The organism is Brevibacterium sediminis (assembly GCF_013623905.1).
Classification (GTDB): domain Bacteria; phylum Actinomycetota; class Actinomycetes; order Actinomycetales; family Brevibacteriaceae; genus Brevibacterium; species Brevibacterium sediminis.
On the sequence record NZ_JABKDD010000002.1, the window covers coordinates 1 to 18,578 of the forward strand.

The window sequence follows — 18,578 nt, forward strand, 5'->3', positions numbered from 1 at the left end:
CTGGCCCCGGGGCATCCCCCGGGGCCAGACCATGTTCGGTTGAGATGAGAAACGAGGAGAACATGTTCGTCAGCTTCTTGGAGAAACTGTTGATTGTCTGGCCCTGGCACGCTCGAGCACTCGCTCGCGCACTTATCGGCAAGACTGCCACAGTCCGCCATCGCCCATGACTGAGCGATCATCGCATATGAATGCTTCCCAGCGCTCGTCACGAGTTGTAGTCCTGAAGGTGAGGTCGTGTCGCACGCCAGGGGCAGGCACCATGAGGAACAACAGAATGCTATGACTTACATATCGAAGTCGAATGCGAAGATGCAGCCAGCGACTGGCGACTCGTTTCGCCTCAGTGAAGAGGCGAATCTTCCCGTTCGTCGCTGAGGGGAACGACCTGCCGGCGGCCACCGCGTACAGCGAGGATCTCTGCGAGGATCGACACAGCCACCTCGGCGGGGGTGAACGTCTCCAGATGGAGACCGATCGGCGAATGCAACCGTGCCAGTGCTGGGCTCGCCACTCCCGCTTCGCGCAGCGCGGCGCGGCGGTCGCGGTCGCTGCGCCGCGAGCCCATCGCCCCGACGTAGGCCACGTCGAGGTCGAGTGCGACGGCCAGGGTGGGGATGTCGACCTTCGGGTCGTGGCTGAGGACGCAGATCATGCTCCGGGTGTCGAACTCACCAGTGGCGGCCGCTTCGGTGAGGAATCGGTGCGGCCAGGCCCGAACCACCTCGGCGCCGGGAAACGATGTCTGGTCGGCGAAGGACGGACGGGGGTCACACACTGTGATGCGCAGTCCCAAGGGTCTGGCCGCTTCGACGAGGGCGAGACTGAAGGCGTTGGCTCCGACGACCAGCAGATGGGCCGGCTCGATGCGGGTCTCGACGAAGAGCTCAATCGGCTCGCTCCCGCCTTCCGGGGGCGCAAGGCGGATGCTGCCGGTGCGGCCGCTGCGGATAAAGGCCCCGACGCGCTGCGCGGCGGTCTCGACCACGTCTTCGGGTACCAGAGGACCGAGTCTGACGGCCAAGGATTCGGTGCTCGGCCCCGTGCTCTCATCCACAGCGCTGGCCGAGACAGCTGCCGCTGGGGCACAGTCGTCATCGGCGGAAGGCAGGCGCATCACCACGGCTGTCGGTCCACTGTCCGCTCGCAGACCGGGACAGCCTGAGCGGAAGGGCTGGATGAGCACGTCGATGCGGCCACCGCACATGAGTCCGACGGAAAAAGCATCCTCGTCGCTGTAGCCGAACTCCTGCACCGAGGCCACACCGGTGGCGAGAGCGCCCTGACACGCCTCGAGTACGGCTCCTTCCACACATCCCCCGGTGAGAGAGCCGACGATTCCGCCGGCGGTATCCACGAGCATCGATGTGCCGGCTGGGCGCGGAACCGATCCTTCGGTCGCGATGATCGTGGCGACGGCGACGTCCTGCGGCTCCTGCGAATCGAAGAGCCGCGTCACGGCGGCGGGAAGGACATCAAGCATGGACCGAGACTATACCGTCGGGAACGTCAGCGACAGAGCCTTGACGCGAACGGACTATTCCGGCAGTTCGTACGTCAGCCAGACACGATGGGTGCCGTCGGCTTCGTTCCTCAGTCCGCCGGTCCCAGTGATCCCGGCCAGGTCTCCGGTGCCGCTCGACGGGATGATGACGAACGATTCATTGTCCCGGTCCTCACCGGTGGTCGTCGCCGAATGGGTGAAGTTGAAGGTGCCCGTGCGTTCGTGCAGCTTCCCTGCGAACGACTCCATGGCGACATAGCCGCCGACGTCGGTCGAATGGTCCACAGCGAAGGTGAACAACGTCGTCGAGTGCCCGCTGACTTCGCCGGTGAAATGCTTCTCCATCCGCGCGAGGCCGACCGGAGTGGCCGTGGTCGGCGTCTCCTCACGCGGAAGATCGACGGGGGTGAACGTTTCGACGGTGAATTCTCCTGATGCGTCCATGCATCGGCCCTCTCTGCTGGCAGGTCCTCTCGTTCACGCTACCCCGAAAATGATCGGGATGGGACCGCGCGCGAGGGCAGGAGGGAAGAGCGCGGAAAGCCCGCGTCACAGCCAGGGGCGCATCGGCACGAGAGCGCGTTCGGCGAGTTTGGTCAGCCGGTGGCGGTTGAGCCACTCCGAACCGAGTTCGACACAGTGCATGGAGTCACAGTCGAAAACCTTCTCCATCTCGGCGGCGAATGCACGGTCGATGACTTCGACATTCGTCTCGTAGTTGAAGGTCAACGACAGCCGGTCGATGTTCGCCGTGCCCACCGTCGACCATTCGCCGTCGACAGTGGCGACCTTCGAATGGATCATGCTCGCGGTGTAGAGCAGAACCGTGACCTTCGAGTTGATCATCTGCTCGAAGAATCCGCGGGAGAGCCAATCGCCGAGGATGTGGTTCGACTCCCGGGGAACCATGACCCGCACGTCCACTCCGCGCTCCGCCGCCTCGACGAGAGAGCGCAGCAGCTGCTGGTCGGGAATGAAATAGGGTGTCGTCAGCCAGATCCGCTTCCGCGCACGGGCGAAGGCGTTGAGATACATGCTGCGAATGGGATAGACGAGGTGGATCGGAAGATTCGCCGAGACCCGCAGCTTCGACTCCCAGGCCGCGGGCGGCACCCAGGCGATCTGTTCACCGGAGTCGTGGAACTCGTTCCACACTTCCGCGATGGTCTGCCGCAGACCCCAGGCTCCGGGGCCGACCGATCGCAGGTGGGTGTCGCGCCAGTGACGGGCGTAGAGAGAGCCGATGTTGAACCCGCCGACGAAGGCTACATCGTCGTCGATGACGAGGATCTTCGAATGGTTGAAACCCGAATGCCGCATCGGCCCCCGCCAAAACCTCCGCGCCACCGTCGGCAGACGCAGCACACGGACCTGCTCGGAGAGCTGATGGTAGAACGAGCTGGGCACCGACAGGTTGGCGAAGCCGTCGTAGATGAGATGGACCTCCACACCGCGGGCCGATGCCGCGTTGAATGCGTCGATGAACCTCTGACCCACCTCGTCGTTCTTCCAGATGAACGTCTCCATGAGGATCGACTCGCGTGCGGAGCCGATCGCATCGAGCATGTCCTCGTAGAGAGTGGCACCATCGGTGTAGATGTCGAGCTCTGACTCTTCGACCGTCGAACTGAAGGTCCCCGGTCGCGGAGCAGCGCGCGTCTTCCGTCCCCGTTTCTGGAGGAGGTCGATGGCCATCGAAGCTGCGACGGTCGCCGGCACCGCACTGACGAGGCCGGCGACCGCCCAGGGCACGATTCGCCGCAGACTGTCGGCTTGGCGGAGGGCAGGATTTCTCAGAGGAGACATCCGCTCACTCTATCTTGTCCGTCCTCTCCGCCTGTCTCAGCCGAAGATGCTCACTCCCCCGGGCCCGACGAGGCAACCGACGACGATGAGTACGACTCCCCAGAGTATCTGCTTCCTGAAGATGGCGAAGATTCCTGAGATGACGAGGATCGCTGCGAGGATCCAGAGAATGACTGCCATGGGTAGTACTCCTTCATTCGGTGATTGCGAAAGCTGCTTACCGGCAACCGGTTCGCCTTCGAATCGCCAATCTAACACCGCTTCGCTGACCTGGCAGGACGGCGACGGTGCCTCACCAGTAGGTCCGGAGGTACCCACTTTGGGCGATGTCGAACGCGAAGCAATGGAGTGTCTCCGGCGGCCGGAAGTGGCCACCGACCCGCTGCAGATCGCCAACGGGTCTAGCCAGTGCTCGAAACCTGCGTTTCAATGGGGTAATGAGAGCTATCTGGACCGGATCCATCGCCTTCGGCCTCGTGAATGTGCCCGTGAAGCTGTACTCGGCCACGGAGAACCACGACGTGAGAATGCACCAGGTCCACGCGAAGGACGGCGGGCGGATCCGCAATCAGCATCGGTGCGAGAAGTGCGGGAAGACCGTCGAGTACGACGACATCGAGAAGGCCTATGACGACGGCGAGCATCGGGTCGTCCTCACCGACGAAGACTTCGAGGCCCTTCCTGCAGAGGACAACGACGACATCGACGTCCTCCAGTTCGTGCCCAGTGACGAAATCGACCCCATCATGCTGGAGAAGTCCTATTTCCTCGAGCCGACGTCGAAGACGCCGAAAGCCTACCTTTTGCTGCGTCAGACTCTTGAGGACACGGAGCGGACCGCGATCGTCAAACTCACCCTGCGCACCAGGACGCGTCTGGCCGTGCTGCGAGTGTGCGGAAAAGTCCTCATGATTCAGACCCTGCGCTGGGCCGATGAGCTCCGTGACGTCGACTTCAAGGGCGTGAACTCGAAGGCGAAGATCTCGGACAAAGAGCTCGAGATGTCAAAGAAGCTCGTGGAATCGTATTCCGAGGACTTCACCCCCGAGGAGTTCAGCGACGACTACCAGGTCGAACTGCGCAAACTCATTGACGCGAAGATCGAATCGGGCGAGAGCTTCGATGTCGAGAAGACCTTCGCCGAGGACGCCGCCGAGGAGGACTCCGGAGGCGATGTCATCGACCTTATGGAGGCCCTGCGGAAGTCCGTGGACAGTTCTCGATCATCGAAGAAGGGGTCATCGGGCAAGAAGTCGAGCGCGAAGGCGAGCACAAAGAAGACCTCGTCGAAGAAATCGGAACCGAAGAAGTCGTCAGCCGCGAAGAAACGCACCGGATGAGGAGACTCGCACGAGGAGCCTGCAGGAGGAGCCCCCGTGCATCCGTCCATAGACCCGCCGACGGAGACACACCACCAGTCTGACCGAAACGACAAACCGATCGCGAAGGAGCTGTTCCACTATGCCGAAGACGACGAAGACAGGAAAGCCGAAGGTGAGCGAGCTGCCCTCGACGCTGGAGAAGTCGAGCAAGAAGGCGCAGCGGACCTTCGCCAAAGCTTACGACTCGGCCATCGACCAATACGGTGACGAGAAGCGCGCTCACCAGGTCGCCTACGACGCGCTCAAGCACAGCTATGAGAAGGTCGGGGACAAATGGGAGGCGAAGGCCTCCTCCGGCCCGTCGGACGCGCAGAGCTCCGGCGGAAAGAACACCGACCGCACTACCGCCGGCGGAGTCGACGCGAACGCCTCGAAGGACCACCTTTACGAACAGGCGAAGAAGCTCGGCATCTCGGGGCGCTCGTCGATGACGAAGAACGAACTCATCGACGCGCTCGAGAAGGAGAGCAAGCGGAAGACGAAGCAGAATTCCTGACACCGCCCCGAAGCGGCGAAACCGAAGCGGCATGAAGAGATTTTCCGGCAGCGGTGCCGATGACTCACCCGCCGGTAAGGAAATTCCCATGTCTGTCTTCGACACCCGTGGAAACGACCGCCAACGATAAAGGAGGAATACGATGAGCGGCCAGCTGACCTTCCAGGACCCCACCACTCGCTTTCCCGACATCTCACCGCCGAAGCAGGATCAACCCGAACCGGGCCTCGACGCGGAACTCATCCCCGGCACGGATCGCGGTGAGGACAGCTACACCGGCACAGGCAGGCTTCGCGGCCGCAGGGCGCTGATCACCGGCTCGGACTCCGGCATCGGATCCGCCGTCGCGATCGCCTTCGCCCGTGAGGGAGCCGAAGTCGCTCTGTCCTATCTGCCCGCCGAGGAGGAGGATGCCCAGCACGTCTGCGAAGTCATCCGCCAGGCCGGTCGCAAGGCCGTGCCTCTCCCGGGAGACCTGTCCGATCCCGAGTACTGCCGCGAAGTGGTCCGCCGGGCGGCAGAAGAACTGGGCGGACTCGATGCGGTGGTCAACAATGCCGGCCGACAGATCGCCGTCGAAGACATCGCCGACCTCACGGACGAGCAGTGGGAGAACACGTTCCGGACGAACATCCACGCGATGTTCCGGGTCTCTCAGGCCGCGCTCGAGCATCTCGAGCCCGGATCGACGATCGTCAACAGCACCTCCGTGCAAGCGTATTCGCCGTCCGCCCACCTCATCGACTATGCGTCGACGAAAGCGGCAATCAACAACTTCACGAAGGGGCTGGCAACCCAGTTAGCCCCGAAGGGGATCCGGGTGAACTCCGTGGCACCGGGACCGATCTGGACCCCGCTGCAGGTCTCCGACGGGCAGCCGAAGGAAGCCCTTCCGCACTTCGGCAAGAACACTCCGCTGGGACGGGCAGGGCAGCCGACCGAGCTCGCACCCGCGTACGTCTTCCTGACCTCATCGGAGTCGAGCTACGTGGTCGGTGAGACCCTCAACGTCAACGGCGGCCAGCCCACCCCGTAGGCAACCGCTCCAGGAATCAGCTGCCTGCCGGCGTTCATGGCCTTCCTCTTCGTCGCCTATATCGTCGGCATCTTCGGCTGATCCGACCGCAGCGAAGACTCACGGACGGTGAGAGGAACGGGAACAGCCCGGTCCTAATCACGGTCCGGCGTCGACCGTCCGCTCCCGTCATCAGCAAGCACGCCCTGCGGGCGGTCGGCTTCGGTCATGGCGGAGAGGAACCGCAGCACGGTCTCGCGTTCTCGGCTGTTCAGGGCTGCGATCACGTCGAAGCGACGGGCATGCTGGCGGCCCACCGACTCGTGCGCTGCCTGCGCGGTCTCCTCTGTCACCTCGATGCTGGTGGTGCGCCTGTCGTGGGGGTGGGGGACCCGGATCAGGTGCCCACCGGCGACGAGGCGATCGACGAGTTTCGTCGTCGAGGCGCTGGAGATCCCGACGGCAGCAGCGATGTCCTTGGGAGTGACGATGAGCCCCTTCCGCTGCGCGCGGATGAGCAGGCGGATGGTGCGCATATCACTGTCGTTGAGCTGCATGTAGCGTCGCGACGCCTCGGCGAGGACGCGTTCGGCCTCATGCCACTGCCGCAGCGCCTCCATGAGTGCGGTGCACTCCACGATCTCGGATTCGGACAGGGCCGAGCGATCGGAGAACTCCGATTCATTCGAGAAGTAGGTCAGCCCAGCTGCCTTCGGGTCTGCGGACGGCACGCTGACAGCATACCGCTGACGTGTTAGATTGAACTCTCGCCTGGCTAAAGAAATTGGAGAGCGTCCTGACCGTCGAATCCCGCCTCGTCGAAGTCCTCGCCGCTGCTCGGCGACGCTCTCGAGTCCGAACTCAGCAGTACGAGCAGCTCTGGGAAGCGCTTTCGAGGATGGCGTTGGGCGGGAAGATGATCAGACCCCGCCTGCTCATTGATGCCCATGAGGGTCTGGGAGGCACGGCAACGCAGGCCGCGATCGACGCCGCCGGCGCGATGCAGCTGCTGCACATCGGCCTGATCATCCACGATGACGTCATCGACAACGACACCGTGCGTCGAGGGGAGATGAACATCACCGGTCAGTTCTCCTCCGAGGCCATGCTCCTCGGAGCCACGAGCGCCGCAGCGCAGACCTGGGGAATCTCCTCGTCCCTGCTCGCCGGTGACCTCATGCTCAACGAGGCCCAGTCCCTCCTCGCGCGTCTCGACCTCGACGCCCCGCGCCGACTCGCCGTGCTCGATATCTACGATGAGACGATCGCCGAGAGCGTCGCCGGAGAACAGTCCGACGTGTGGCTGAGCCTCCACCTCGACGAGGCCGACTCCGAAGACGTGCTCACGATGATCGGACGCAAGACCGCCGCCTACTCGTTCGAAGCCCCGCTGGCCATCGCCGCTGTCCTCGCCGGAAGCGACGCCAACCTGGTCGAGCGGCTGCGCGCCATCGGCCGCCGCATCGGCATCGTCTACCAGCTCAGAGACGATGTCCTCGGAGTCTTCGGCGATGAGCAGGAGACGGGCAAATCCGTACTCGGCGACCTCCGAGAAGGCAAGGAGACCCTGCTCATCAACACGGCGCGAGCCCATTCGGCCTGGTCCCAGGTCGCCCATCTCTTCGGCGACCGGGGCCTCGACGCCGAGCGTGGCCTCCGGCTGCGGCAGGTCATCGAGGAGTCCGGGGCGAGGGCATACGTCGAATCGATGATCGCCGAGCACTGCGAGACCATCGCCGGGCTCATCGCCGAGGCGGAGCTTCCGCAGGCGCTTGCGGGCAGACTCGCGGACCTCACCTCCGCCTGCAGTCTGAGGTGCGCATGAGCGGGGCCGATCGGTGCCGGCCGAGCCGACGGGCGGTGCCCAGCGATGAGCCGGCCGGTCCCCCGGTCGAGCAGGTGCTTCTCGATCACGGTCCCGACCTCTGGCGCATCCGCTCCTTCGACGCCGCCCGCCAGGTGCTGCGGGCCCGACACCTCACGACGCAGGCCGGATTCACCGCAGAGCGGATCCCTCGCGGCGTGTTCCGCCGCCACCCGATCCTCATCTCCGACGGCGAGCCCCATGACTCGCAGCGCCGAGAGCTCGCCCGCTTCTTCGCCCCCGCTGTGATCGCCGACAGGTACGGCGAGCGCATCGATGCTCTCGCGCAGGACACGGTCGACCGGATTGCCGCGGCCGGCCGGTGCCGTCTCGACGAGGTGGCTCTGCACTTCTCCGTGGCCGTGACCTCCGAAGTCGTGGGACTGACCGAATCCTCCATCACGGGCATGTCGCGGCGGCTCGAAGGATTCTTCACCCAGCCGCCGGTCGACCTCGCCGCCCCCGGTTGGGGCCGGACCCGGAAGCAATGGCTGCAGGCCGCGGTCAACGGCCTCGTCCCGATCGTCCGGTTCTACCTCGCCGACGTCCGACCGGCGCTTCGCGCCCGGCGCCGCAGGCAGCGCGATGACGTCCTGTCCCATCTCATCAGGGCCGGACACAGCACGTCGGACATCCTCGTCGAGTGCGTCACCTACGGCACAGCCGGGATGGTCACCACCCGCGAATTCATCACCATGGCGTGCTGGCACCTGCTCTCAGATGACGAACTCGGGGCGGAGTACCTCGCGGCCGACCAGTCGCGGCGGCTGGAGATCCTCGAGGAGATCATCCGCCTCGAGCCGGTCGTCGGCCACCTGTTCCGACGCGCGGAGGCCGACATCGAGGTCACGGCACCGGATCGCACCGTGACGATCCCCGCCGGGGACCTCATCGACGTCTGCGTCCGCGCGACGAACACCGATGAAGAGGCGATGGGACCCGAGCCGCATTCCCTGTGCCCCGTGCGGCACACCGCAGAAGCCGTCCCGGCGGTCGGCATGAGCTTCAGCGACGGTGCGCACAAGTGCCCGGGGCAATCGCTGGCGCTGTTCGAGACCGATGCCCTCGTCCATCGCCTGCTCGACCGCGGCCCGCGACTGGTCGCCGAACCGGAGATCGGCTGGGACAGCGTCATCTCGGGCTACCGGCTGCGCGGATTCCAGCTGGCCTTCGACGAGGGCTCCTGCCCGGAGAGGAGACTGTCGTGAGCGCCTTCGAGTATCTGCTCCTCATGGGTGCCTGCGTCCTCATCACCCTGCCCCTGGAGCTGTTCTTCCGGGCTCGGGTGTACCGCCGGTGGAGGACCGTGCTGTGGGCGCTCGTGCCCGTCATCGTCGTCTTCTGTCTCTGGGACGTCGTGGCCATCGCCCGCGACCATTGGGTGTACAACCCGCGGTTCGTCACCGGCATCCACCTCGGCAATCTGCCGCTCGAGGAGCTCGTGTTCTTCATCGTCATCCCTCTGTGCGCCCTACTCAGCTATGAGGCGGTCGGCACCGTGCTCACAGCTGTACGCAAGCGCGTCAGGCCCGAAAGTCCGCCCCGCCCAGAGAGTTCGCCCCGGCCCGCAATCCGGTCCCGGCCACACGAGCGCACCGACCGGCCGTCCGAATCCGAAGGAGGCGGCGAACGATGAGCGTACCCGAGTACACGATCATGACCGTCATCGGGATGATCCTCATCGTCGGCCTCGAGCTGTTCGTCTTCCGCTCAGGCATCTTCCGCCGGGCGAAGTACTGGGCGGCGCTGAGCATCTGCCTGGTCTTCCAGTGCTTCGTCGACGGCTGGCTGACGAAGCTTTCGGATCCCATCGTCATCTACAATCCGGAGGGGCTGAGCGGCATCCGGTTCCCGTGGGACATCCCGATCGAGGACTTCGGCTTCGGCTTCGCCATGATCACTGCCGTCCTCATGCTCTGGCAGTGGCGCCTCAACCGTCAGACTGTTTCAATGTCGGCCACCGGAGAGGAGAACACATGAGCCGTCCTGCCTCCCAGCCGCGCCCCCGCGACCGGCACGCGATCCTCACCCCCTCCCACCCGGGCCGTCCGCGACTGCTGCGGCCCAAGCGAGTGACCGTCGTCGGCGGAGGCATCGCCGGACTGGCCGCGGCCACGGTCCTCGCCGAGCACGGGGCCACTGTGCACCTGGTCGAAGCCGAGTCCAGCCTCGGCGGACGGGTCCGGGCCTGGAGCCTCGACGGGGGCCGGACTATGAGCCGCGGATTCCATGCCTTCTTCCGCCAGTACTACAACCTCCGCAGCCTGCTCGCACGCACCGACCCCTGCCTCGACCGTCTGGTCCCGGTCACGGACTATCCGCTCGTGGGTCGGGACGGTCTGCGCGACTCCTTCGCCCGGATTCCGCGGACTCCCCCGCTCAGTCTCGCGGGATTCGTGCTCACCAGCCCGTCCTTCCCGCTGCGCGGTCTGGCCGACGTCGACCTGACGACGGCGTTCGAACTCATCGACGTCGACTTCCCGGACTCCTATCGACGCTACGACGGAGAGTCGGCCGAGCAGTTCCTCGACCGGCTGCGGTTCCCGGTCGGGGCGCGGCATCTCGCGCTCGAGGTCTTCGCCCGCTCGTTCTTCGCCCACCCCGCGGACTTCTCCGCCGGGGAGCTCGTGGCGATGTTCCACACATACTTCACTGGCTCCGCCGAAGGGCTGCTCTTCGACGTCCCCGACGACGACTACGACACCGCACTGTGGTCGCCCCTGAGCGAATACCTCGCCGAGGCGGGGGTGCGGATCGAGACCGATACCGCGGTCACAGCGCTCCGCCCTCCGGGCAGAGCGGGCCGCACCGGGTGGCGCGTCGAGACGACGGGCGGGACGCTCGAGAGCGATGCGCTCGTGCTCGCCGCCGATCCGCGGAGCGCTCGGACGCTGCTGGCCGGACTCGAGGACTCGAGCGATGTCGACGCTCTCGGACACGCAGCCGGCTCACCGGCAGCAGGCACGGGAGCTCGCGAGCGGTGGCTGGGCAGCGTCACCTCGCAGCGGAACGCCCCGCCGTTCGCGGTGCTGAGACTGTGGCTGGAAGACGAGGTGGATCCGAGCCGACCGGCTTTCCTCGGCACGACCGGCTATGTGCTGCTTGACAACATCTCGGTCCTCGAACGCTTCGAGGCCGGGGCGGAGAGGTGGCGGCATACGCACAGCGGCTCTGTCGTCGAACTCCACGCCTATGCGCTCGGCACCGCGCATCGGGGCGGCGCGCGAGCGATGTTCGAGTCCGAAGACGTCGACCGGGAAGCCGTGACACGCCAACTGCTGGCCGACCTCCACGCTGTCTACCCGGAGACAGCCGACATCGCCATCACCGCCCAGGAGCTGCTCATTGCCGACGACTGCGCGCTCGCCGACACGCGGGCGTACAACGACCGTCCCGGGGTCACCACTGCGTTTCCGGGGCTGGTGCTCGCCGGCGACGCCGTCGCCTGCGAGGCGCCCGTGGCGCTCATGGAACGCGCGGCGACGACGGGGTTCATGGCCGCGAACGAACTGCTCGCCGGTTGGCGGGTGGAGGGAACCGAGATCTGGTCGCCGCCTCGGCGCGGTCTGCTCCGGCGGGGTCTCCTCGGCGCACTGCGCGGACGCAGGGCAACGAGGCACAGGCGTGGAGCACCGGCCGAGGGCTGACTGCTGGTCTCGAAGCCCCGTCACCGGCTCAGGTCGGCAGCGGTCCCGGGCTGGAGTCTCCGCGGAGGCGTTTGAGGACGAGCTCGGCGCTGATGAGGCACATCGGCACACCGACGCCGGGCGTCGTGGTGGCGCCGGCATAGAACAGCCCGTCGACAGTCTTCGAGGCGTTCTGCCGTCGGAACATCGCGCTCTGTCGCAGTGTGTGCGCAGGTCCGAGCATTCCGCCGAGCCAGGAGTTGAATCCTTCGGCGAAGTCTGTCGGGCCCTGGGTTCTGCGCACTCTGATCCGTCGGCGGAGGTCTGGGATGTCGGCCCACCGGGCGATCTGGTCGATCGCACGGTCGGCGGCCGTCTCGATCCGCGGGTCGCCTCCACCGTCGTCTCCCCCGGCCCCGAGTCCGGCATCGGCGGGGACGGGGATGAGGAGGAAGAGGTTCTCGTGCCCGGGCGGAGCGACAGTGGGATCGGTGGCGCTGGGACGACAGACATAGATCGATGCCGGTGAGGGGATCTTCTGCCTGGACCCGAAGATCGCGTCGAAGTTCGCCGCCCAGTCCTCGGTGAAGAACAGCGAGTGGTGCGGCAGTGCCTCGAGTTCGCCTTCGACGCCGAGGAAGACGAGCACCGCGCCGGGACCGCTCGTCACCGACGTCCAGGAGCGTTCGGGGAAGCTCTGATCCTCGGGAGAGAGCAGTTTCGTCTCCGTGTGGTGGAGGTCAGCGGCGGAGACGACGACATCGGCAGAATGCGTGTGTGCGCGTCCGTCCTTGTCGGTCCAGTTCAGGCCGGTGACTCGAGGTCTGGTTCGGCCGCGCCCTGTTGCCTCGGTGTCGATGTGCGTGACATCGGCTCCCGTGTGCAGGCGCGCCCCGGAGCGTTCGGCCAACCGGACCAGGGCGTCGATGATCGTATGGAACCCGCCCATGGGGTAACTGACACCTTGGGCGAGGTCGAGCGTACTCATGAGGTGGTAGATCGCCGGTGCCTGTCTCGGGTCGGTGCCGAGGAAGATCGCGGGGTACTGGAGGATCTGGCGCAGCACCGGATCGTTGAACGAGGATTCGGCGAAGCCGGCCAGCGACGTCCCCATCTGACGGACCAGTTTCGGGAGGCCGCCGAGGATGTCCCGATGGAGCAGGGACCGCGGCGAGGTGAAGGGGTTGTAGAGGAAGTGGGCGAGCGCGAGCTCCTTCGTGTGCTCGGCCGAGACGAGATAGTCGTCGAGGGCATCTCCCGCGCCTCGCTCGACGCTTTCGAAGGTCGCCCGCACCCGGGACCTGCCCTGTGGGATCGTCAGTTCTCGCGTGCGCCCCGGGGCTCCCGTGCTCTCATCGACCGGCCCCGGTGGGCTGAATACGGTGTAGCTGGGATCGAGCGTGCGGAGGTCGAGTTCGGCCTCAGCGCTGGTGCCGGCGAGAGCGAAGAAGTGTTCGAAGACCTCGGGCATGAGATACCAAGAGGGGCCGGTGTCGAAACGGAAGCCCTCACGCTCGAACACGCCGATGCGCCCGCCGAGTTCGGTGTTCTTCTCGAACAGGTCGACCGAGTGCCCTTCGCGGGCGAGGAGGATCGCTGTGGCCAGTCCGGCGGCTCCCCCGCCGATGATGCCGGTGCGCGGGCTGCTGTGGGCACCGGAGCCGCTCCGCCGGTTCACTTCCGACCTTCGCGGGCTGAAGTCATGACTGCGTGGGCTGTCAGTCGAGCCTTAACGGCGCTCGGGACCCGCACCCGCTGGCGGTAGAGCTCGGCGACGGGGGTCGCGGCGATCCTGTCGGTCAGCGCGGTGAAGAGGGCACAGGCGCAGCGGACCGCGGTGCGCGCGTCCTTCGGCAGTCCGGTGATGGCATCCTGGGCGGCGTCGAGCTGCTGCCGGATCGTGTTCACCCATTCGGCTTTCTCAGCCTCGGTGAGTCGGTGTCCCGAGGTGAGGTAGCTGCGGCCGAGGCGCTGATCATCATCGGCCAGGTCGCGCAGGAAGTTGACATTCTGGAACGCCGCTCCCAGCTGCCGTGCCCCGTACTCGAGCCGGGCGACCTCGGCGGGGGTGCGGTCGTGATCGATGAGGAAGACCTTGAGGCACATGAGTCCGACGACCTCGGCGGATCCGAAGACGTACTCGGCATGTTCCTTCGCGTCGAAGCCGCGGACCGGCGACGCGGTCGCCGCCTCGGTCCTACGACCGGAACCTGCGTCCGCGGATTCCAGGTCTGCCCGCATGGAGGCGAAGAACGGGTCGATGAGCTCGGCGTCGATGCCTGCTGCGCGAGCGGTCCGGGCGAAGGCATGGATGACGAGGTTGTCACTGATGCCGTTGCGCATAGCCGCGTGGGTGGCGGATGCGAATCGGTCCAGCATCTCCCGCTGCTCGGCCTCGTCAAGCCCTGCTTCGAGGGCCAGGCCATCGACAATCTCATCGGCAATGCGGACCAGGGCGTAGATATTGCGGATATGGTGCCGGTTTCTGGCTCCGAGCAGTCTGACCGCAAGACCGAAAGAGGTCGAATAGCTCGCGATCACGGCCCTGGACGCATCCTCGGCGGTGCGCGTGTAGAGCTCATCGATGGTGCTGCTTCGCCGCGTCATGTTCGTTAGCTTAGCTAATGAAATGCCCGAGGGGCGAATCTCCCTTGCGGGCCGAGGCGACGTCACTCGAGGACGAGGCGGAAGGGCCTCGGAGGTCAACGCAATCCAATAGACGAACCCCGCGGATCTGTAAAGACCCTTCCGCACGAACTTTGCCCTCAATAGCGTGATTGCCAACACGGGAACCCCTGCGGCTCCTCGAACCGATTCGGAGGAAGACATCATGACTTCACCCATCCAACTCGCCCGCACCCACGCGCGCTCCTATGAGGCGTCGTCGCGCAAGGGCAAGGGCAGTGACATTCACCGACGTCGAGATCGGGTGGGCCGGGAGGGCCGGGACCGAGACTTGCGGTCGCGGATGTTGAGATCCATCTGTCTCCGTCCGGTATTTCGGACTGCTGTCGGTCTGCTGTGTCAGGGCGTACGGATGAGCTTCTTGTTGACGAACTCGCGAACGCCCTCCGTGCCGAGTTCACGGCCGACGCCGGAGCGCTTGGTCCCGCCGAAGGGCAGGTCGGGTTCGGTCCAGGTGGCCTGGTTGATCCACACCATTCCGGTGTCGATGCGGTCAGCGACGCGTTGGGCCTTCTCGATATCCTCGCTGACGACAGTGCCGCCGAGGCCGAACGACGAGTCATTGGCGAGTGCGACGGCTTCATCCTCGTTCGCGACCGAGTAGACGACCGCGACAGGCCCGAACAGCTCCTCCGAGCAGGCACGCATCTGTTCGGTCACCCCGGTCAGCACCGTGGGTTCGACGAAGGCACCCGGTCGGTCGGCTCGGTGCTCTCCGGTGTGGACCTTCGCGCCGTGGGCGACAGCGTCCTCCACCTGCTCCATGAGGTCACGGGCGGCCTGTTCGGAGGACAGAGGTGCCATCGTGGTGACGGAGTCTACAGGGTCTCCTGCGACGAACTGCGACATCTTCGCCGTCATCAGATCCACGAACTCGTCGTAGAGATCTTCGACCACGATGAGGCGCTTGGAGGCGATGCAGCTCTGGCCGGAGTTCGTCATCCGCCCTTTCACGGCGGCGGTGACGGTCGCGTCCGGATCCGCGGAGTCGAGGACGATGAACGGGTCGCTTCCGCCGAGTTCGAGGACGGACTCCTTCAGACTGTGTCCGGCGGCCACTGCCGCTCCAACGCCTTCGGAACCGGTCAGCGAGGCGCGGCGAACTCTCTCGTCCGCGGTGATCATCTGGATCTGATCATTGTCGGAGAGGACGTTGCGATAGCAGTCGGACGGCAGCAGCGCATCGTTCATGACCTGTCCGACGTGCAGAGCCGTCTTCGGCACGGCGGATGATGTCAGGCCGGAAAGCGACTCAGGCAGGCACGCCGCCCAGCATGGTGGCGACCAGCCCCAGTACCGCCAAGGCCGCGATGACGATCACGATCACACGTTTGCGCATGTTCCGGATTCTACTGCGACCCACCCGCCGGATGTCCAAGGCGCCCGACTGCGGGCCACCGTCATCACAGAGTCGCCCGTCACCACGGGTTGGCCTCCTGCCAGCGGGTGAACCAATAGCGGTCGCCCTGGTAGTGCGACTTCTCCGGCTTGCACCCTTTGAGATCCGAATGCTCGCCCAGCCACGTCCGCACCAGCGGCATGACCTCGTCCAGACGATCGACCCAGTCATCGAGTGGCAGCAGCAGAACCGAACCGTCATCGGAGTCCAGTCGGCATGAATAGTTCGGCAGTCCCTCGGTGATCTGCGAATGCGTATACCTGATCTGATCGCAGCCGGTGGTGAGATAGAAGCGGATGAACTCACCGCAGACGTAGGAGCACAGCGTTTTGAAGTTCCGGTAGCGGATCATCCACGCCGGAGGATCATATTCAGACATGTGTTCTATTGTAGGCACACGTCGCCCCGATCTTCGGTCCCGATCTCATACGGGCCGCCTCGGCGCCGGGAAGGCGCTCGGGACGACACCCCTCGCTCTGGCTGAACGGTGGGTCGACTGTGGTCGACTGCTTCTCAGCTGCGGCGGGAGCTTGAGCGGATGAGGATGAGCGCGAGGATCACACAGAGCAGATAGGTGGCACCGACGGCGCTCCAGCCGAGTTCGAACCCGCCGGGCGAGCCGACGATGACACCCATGAGCAGCGGCCCGAGCGCGAAGCCGAAGAACATTCCGGCCGTCACCACCCCGCTGGCCGAGGCCATCGAAGCAGCGGGAATAGCCCGCATGAGTGCGGCCATGAGCACCACCGAGACGCCGAGAGCCGAGATCCCGTGGAAGGCCACGGCGACCCAGACGAGCAGTCCCCACCCGGCCGTGTCGGCGATGAGGAACAGCACCGCTCCAGCCAGGGCGATGAGGGCGAGGACCAGCAGCAGGTGCGGCCCCGAGGCGCCTTTGGCCATGCGTCTGGCCCAGGTGACGCGGGCGATGACGCCGATGACGCCGGCCAGTGCGGCTGTGGCGCCGCCGAGGACGAGGCTGAAGCTCATCTCGCGCACGGCGAAGAGGGGCATGTACACGTTCGTCGCCTGCACGCCGATGCCGTTGATCAGCCCGAACAGCGCCAGGGCCCACACCATGCCGGGGTGCCTGGCCGGACGGGTGGGTGACGGTCCCGGGTCGGGTCGGGCCGCCTCGGCGGGAGTGTCGGTCTCGGCGATGTCAGGGTTGAGGCCGGCCGCCTCGGCGGGGGTATCGGTTGAGGTTTTCGGAGCGATCAGCAGCGGGGTGGTTCGCAGGGAATACCAGGTCATCGCAAGCAGGATGAGCGGGATGATCGCGACGGTCAGGGCTGCGCCGCGCCAGCCGATGCCGAGCGCGAGGACGGGGAAGGAGAGGCTGGCGACGAGCTGGCTGACCTGGACCCCGGACTGCTTGATGCCGACCCAGCCGATGCGTTTGATGTCGGGGACGCGTTCGAGCAGGATCCGGTTGGTCACCCCGTTGGGGAAGGACTGGGCGATGCCGGACAGGCCGGCGGCGAGCAGCAGCGTCCCGAACCCGTCCGGCACGGCCACCAGAAGCAGTGCGAGCGCGGAGAGAACGAAGATGAACGCCATGAGCGAGAGGTCGGAGTGCCTGTCGGCGAGCCTGCCCAGGGTGGCGCTGCCGACGGCTGCGGCACCGAAGCAGGTGGTGGCCAGCAGTCCGAAGTGGGCTTCGGAGATGCCGAGCTCGGCGATGATCGAATCGCTCGTGGCACTGAGCCCGTAGAGCAGGATGGGCCCGGCGGCGACGGCACCGAGGAGAACGGTGAGCAGACCGATGCCAGGGGGCTTCTGGTCCAGTTTCCGGCCGTGGTCGGCCATCACTCACCTCCTGTCGAGGGCATGCTTCAACTCAGCATGCTAGCCGGAGGCCGACGGCAAGTGTGGAGATGTCTCAGGCGCGGCTGCAGCGTCGAAGTCACGCCACGCGTTCGGGGTACGAGTACGCGTTGAACTTGCCCTTGCGGTTGAAGCCGATGACGCTCACGCCGACGTCTTTGCCGTAGTCGACGGCCATCGCCGAGGGTGCGCTGACGGCGGACATCATCGGGACGCCGGCCATCGCGCATTTCTGGACGAGTTCGAACGATGCCCGCGCGGACACCTGCAGGACGGTCGATCGCAGCGGCAGGCCACGGTTGGCCATGGCCCAGCCGATGACCTTGTCGACGGCATTGTGCCGGCCGACATCTTCACGCCCGACGAGCAGTTCGGGTTCTGCGTTCGGGTCGTCTCCGACGGCGAAGAGCGCAGCGGCATGGACTCCGCCGGTCTTGTCGAAGATCTCCTGCGTCTGCCGCAGCCGATCGGGCAGCTCACCGATCCGGGCGGCGGAGAGCAGCTGTGGGAACTCGTATTCCCCCTGGTCCTCGACATGAAAAGCGGCTGGAATGAGGGGGAATGCGGAGGTCTTCGTCACCGCATCGGCGGCCGCGGTTCCGCAGATCCCGCACGAGGATGAGGTGTAGACGTTGCGGGCCGGAGCCGTCTCTGGATTCCAGATCCCACGAGCCAGACGCACTTGGGCGACATTGTAGTTCCGGCTGCCATCGGTGGCGAGTCCGGCAGAGAAGTTCACCTCTTCGATATCGTCCATCGAGGTCACGACCGCCTCGGAGAGCAGATAACCGGCGATGAGTTCGACGTCGTGTCCGGCGGTGCGCATGGTCACGGTGTACTGCTCACCGTTGAGCTGGATCTCCAGCGGCTCCTCGCCTGCCAGGGAATCCGGACCGGCCGAGATCTCACCGGTGGCGTCGAACCTATAGACCCGGGCTCGCACGGCCTTGCGCATCTGCATTCTCCGTTCCTCT

Annotated in this window: 19 protein-coding genes; 8 read left to right on the forward strand and 11 right to left on the reverse strand. The window is 65.6% G+C overall.

What is annotated here, in order from left to right; all coding sequences use genetic code 11:
* Positions 1–343: 343 nt before the first annotated feature.
* The 4 genes from HK108_RS04450 to HK108_RS04465 all read right to left on the reverse strand — a co-directional run bounded on the left by HK108_RS04450 (position 344) and on the right by HK108_RS04465 (position 3,490).
* Positions 344–1,483 carry an XdhC family protein gene (locus tag HK108_RS04450; protein ID WP_181270658.1) on the reverse strand — a complete coding sequence of 380 codons (1,140 nt, stop codon included), beginning with the start codon at positions 1,481–1,483 and terminating at the stop codon, positions 344–346.
* Between the two features lie 54 nt (positions 1,484–1,537).
* The gene (locus tag HK108_RS04455; RefSeq protein WP_181270659.1) at positions 1,538–1,948 is read right to left on the reverse strand and encodes a DUF3224 domain-containing protein; all 411 of its coding nucleotides are present in this window, start codon (positions 1,946–1,948) and stop codon (positions 1,538–1,540) included.
* A gap of 105 nt (positions 1,949–2,053) precedes the next feature.
* Positions 2,054–3,310, reverse strand: a complete 1,257-nt coding sequence (locus HK108_RS04460) for a phospholipase D-like domain-containing protein (protein WP_181270660.1) — start codon at positions 3,308–3,310, stop codon at positions 2,054–2,056.
* 36 nt (positions 3,311–3,346) lie between these two features.
* Positions 3,347–3,490 (reverse strand): GPGG-motif small membrane protein, encoded by a 144-nt coding sequence (locus HK108_RS04465; RefSeq protein ID WP_162835617.1) that lies wholly within the window; start codon positions 3,488–3,490, stop codon positions 3,347–3,349.
* 257 nt (positions 3,491–3,747) lie between these two features.
* On the opposite strand from HK108_RS04465, the gene ku reads away from it, so the two are divergent.
* From ku to HK108_RS04480, 3 genes are all read left to right on the forward strand, one after another.
* Positions 3,748–4,650 carry a non-homologous end joining protein Ku gene (ku, locus tag HK108_RS04470; RefSeq protein WP_181270661.1) on the forward strand — a complete coding sequence of 301 codons (903 nt, stop codon included), beginning with the start codon at positions 3,748–3,750 and terminating at the stop codon, positions 4,648–4,650.
* A gap of 121 nt (positions 4,651–4,771) precedes the next feature.
* The gene (locus HK108_RS04475) at positions 4,772–5,188 is read left to right on the forward strand and encodes a ChaB family protein (RefSeq protein WP_173151563.1); all 417 of its coding nucleotides are present in this window, start codon (positions 4,772–4,774) and stop codon (positions 5,186–5,188) included.
* 142 nt (positions 5,189–5,330) lie between these two features.
* Positions 5,331–6,224 (forward strand): SDR family oxidoreductase, encoded by an 894-nt coding sequence (locus HK108_RS04480; RefSeq protein ID WP_181270662.1) that lies wholly within the window; start codon positions 5,331–5,333, stop codon positions 6,222–6,224.
* Positions 6,225–6,358: 134 nt separating this feature from the next.
* Here the strand turns inward: HK108_RS04480 and HK108_RS04485 are convergent, their stop codons facing one another.
* Positions 6,359–6,934 carry a MarR family winged helix-turn-helix transcriptional regulator gene (locus HK108_RS04485; protein WP_229663992.1) on the reverse strand — a complete coding sequence of 192 codons (576 nt, stop codon included), beginning with the start codon at positions 6,932–6,934 and terminating at the stop codon, positions 6,359–6,361.
* A 53-nt stretch (positions 6,935–6,987) separates the two neighbouring features.
* On the opposite strand from HK108_RS04485, the gene HK108_RS04490 reads away from it, so the two are divergent.
* The 5 genes from HK108_RS04490 to HK108_RS04510 are packed head-to-tail and all read left to right on the forward strand — an operon-like array spanning position 6,988 to position 11,714.
* The gene (locus HK108_RS04490) at positions 6,988–8,028 is read left to right on the forward strand and encodes a polyprenyl synthetase family protein (RefSeq protein WP_181270663.1); all 1,041 of its coding nucleotides are present in this window, start codon (positions 6,988–6,990) and stop codon (positions 8,026–8,028) included.
* Positions 8,025–9,275, forward strand: a complete 1,251-nt coding sequence (locus tag HK108_RS04495) for a cytochrome P450 (protein ID WP_181270664.1) — start codon at positions 8,025–8,027, stop codon at positions 9,273–9,275. Before HK108_RS04490 ends, HK108_RS04495 begins: the two co-directional genes overlap by 4 nt.
* Positions 9,272–9,703, forward strand: coding sequence for a lycopene cyclase domain-containing protein (locus HK108_RS04500; RefSeq protein ID WP_181270665.1), 432 nt, complete (start codon positions 9,272–9,274; stop codon positions 9,701–9,703). Before HK108_RS04495 ends, HK108_RS04500 begins: the two co-directional genes overlap by 4 nt.
* On the forward strand, positions 9,700–10,047 hold the full coding sequence (locus HK108_RS04505) for a lycopene cyclase domain-containing protein (RefSeq protein ID WP_181270666.1): 348 nt from the start codon (positions 9,700–9,702) through the stop codon (positions 10,045–10,047). Before HK108_RS04500 ends, HK108_RS04505 begins: the two co-directional genes overlap by 4 nt.
* Entirely contained in the window at positions 10,044–11,714 is a 1,671-nt protein-coding gene (locus HK108_RS04510) for an FAD-dependent oxidoreductase (protein ID WP_181270667.1), read from the forward strand. The genes HK108_RS04505 and HK108_RS04510 overlap by 4 nt, the downstream gene beginning before the upstream one ends.
* Before the next feature lie 28 nt (positions 11,715–11,742).
* Here HK108_RS04510 and crtI read toward each other — a convergent pair whose 3' ends face one another.
* The 6 genes from crtI to fdhD all read right to left on the reverse strand — a co-directional run bounded on the left by crtI (position 11,743) and on the right by fdhD (position 18,565).
* Positions 11,743–13,371, reverse strand: a complete 1,629-nt coding sequence (gene crtI, locus HK108_RS04515; RefSeq protein ID WP_181270668.1) for a phytoene desaturase family protein — start codon at positions 13,369–13,371, stop codon at positions 11,743–11,745.
* On the reverse strand, positions 13,368–14,300 hold the full coding sequence (locus tag HK108_RS04520; protein WP_181270669.1) for a phytoene/squalene synthase family protein: 933 nt from the start codon (positions 14,298–14,300) through the stop codon (positions 13,368–13,370). Before HK108_RS04520 ends, crtI begins: the two co-directional genes overlap by 4 nt.
* Before the next feature lie 417 nt (positions 14,301–14,717).
* Positions 14,718–15,602, reverse strand: a complete 885-nt coding sequence (locus HK108_RS04525; protein ID WP_219922205.1) for an aldehyde dehydrogenase family protein — start codon at positions 15,600–15,602, stop codon at positions 14,718–14,720.
* Positions 15,603–15,796: 194 nt separating this feature from the next.
* Positions 15,797–16,156 carry a hypothetical protein gene (locus HK108_RS04530; RefSeq protein WP_181270670.1) on the reverse strand — a complete coding sequence of 120 codons (360 nt, stop codon included), beginning with the start codon at positions 16,154–16,156 and terminating at the stop codon, positions 15,797–15,799.
* 134 nt (positions 16,157–16,290) lie between these two features.
* The gene (locus tag HK108_RS04535; protein WP_181270671.1) at positions 16,291–17,586 is read right to left on the reverse strand and encodes an MFS transporter; all 1,296 of its coding nucleotides are present in this window, start codon (positions 17,584–17,586) and stop codon (positions 16,291–16,293) included.
* A gap of 97 nt (positions 17,587–17,683) precedes the next feature.
* Entirely contained in the window at positions 17,684–18,565 is an 882-nt protein-coding gene (fdhD, locus tag HK108_RS04540) for a formate dehydrogenase accessory sulfurtransferase FdhD (RefSeq protein WP_181270672.1), read from the reverse strand.
* Positions 18,566–18,578 lie beyond the last annotated feature (13 nt).

Excerpts from the sequence above, each read along its gene's own strand:
- HK108_RS04450 (WP_181270658.1), bottom strand. The coding sequence starts at position 1,483 with ATGCTTGATGTCCTTCCCGCCGCCGTGACGCGGCTCTTCGATTCGCAG.
- HK108_RS04455 (WP_181270659.1), bottom strand. The coding sequence starts at position 1,948 with ATGGACGCATCAGGAGAATTCACCGTCGAAACGTTCACCCCCGTCGAT.
- HK108_RS04460 (WP_181270660.1), bottom strand. The coding sequence starts at position 3,310 with ATGTCTCCTCTGAGAAATCCTGCCCTCCGCCAAGCCGACAGTCTGCGG.
- HK108_RS04465 (WP_162835617.1), bottom strand. The coding sequence starts at position 3,490 with ATGGCAGTCATTCTCTGGATCCTCGCAGCGATCCTCGTCATCTCAGGA.
- ku (WP_181270661.1), top strand. The coding sequence starts at position 3,748 with ATGAGAGCTATCTGGACCGGATCCATCGCCTTCGGCCTCGTGAATGTG.
- HK108_RS04475 (WP_173151563.1), top strand. The coding sequence starts at position 4,772 with ATGCCGAAGACGACGAAGACAGGAAAGCCGAAGGTGAGCGAGCTGCCC.
- HK108_RS04480 (WP_181270662.1), top strand. The coding sequence starts at position 5,331 with ATGAGCGGCCAGCTGACCTTCCAGGACCCCACCACTCGCTTTCCCGAC.
- HK108_RS04495 (WP_181270664.1), top strand. The coding sequence starts at position 8,025 with ATGAGCGGGGCCGATCGGTGCCGGCCGAGCCGACGGGCGGTGCCCAGC.
- HK108_RS04505 (WP_181270666.1), top strand. The coding sequence starts at position 9,700 with ATGAGCGTACCCGAGTACACGATCATGACCGTCATCGGGATGATCCTC.
- HK108_RS04510 (WP_181270667.1), top strand. The coding sequence starts at position 10,044 with ATGAGCCGTCCTGCCTCCCAGCCGCGCCCCCGCGACCGGCACGCGATC.
- HK108_RS04520 (WP_181270669.1), bottom strand. The coding sequence starts at position 14,300 with ATGACGCGGCGAAGCAGCACCATCGATGAGCTCTACACGCGCACCGCC.
- HK108_RS04530 (WP_181270670.1), bottom strand. The coding sequence starts at position 16,156 with ATGTCTGAATATGATCCTCCGGCGTGGATGATCCGCTACCGGAACTTC.
- HK108_RS04535 (WP_181270671.1), bottom strand. The coding sequence starts at position 17,586 with ATGGCCGACCACGGCCGGAAACTGGACCAGAAGCCCCCTGGCATCGGT.
- fdhD (WP_181270672.1), bottom strand. The coding sequence starts at position 18,565 with ATGCAGATGCGCAAGGCCGTGCGAGCCCGGGTCTATAGGTTCGACGCC.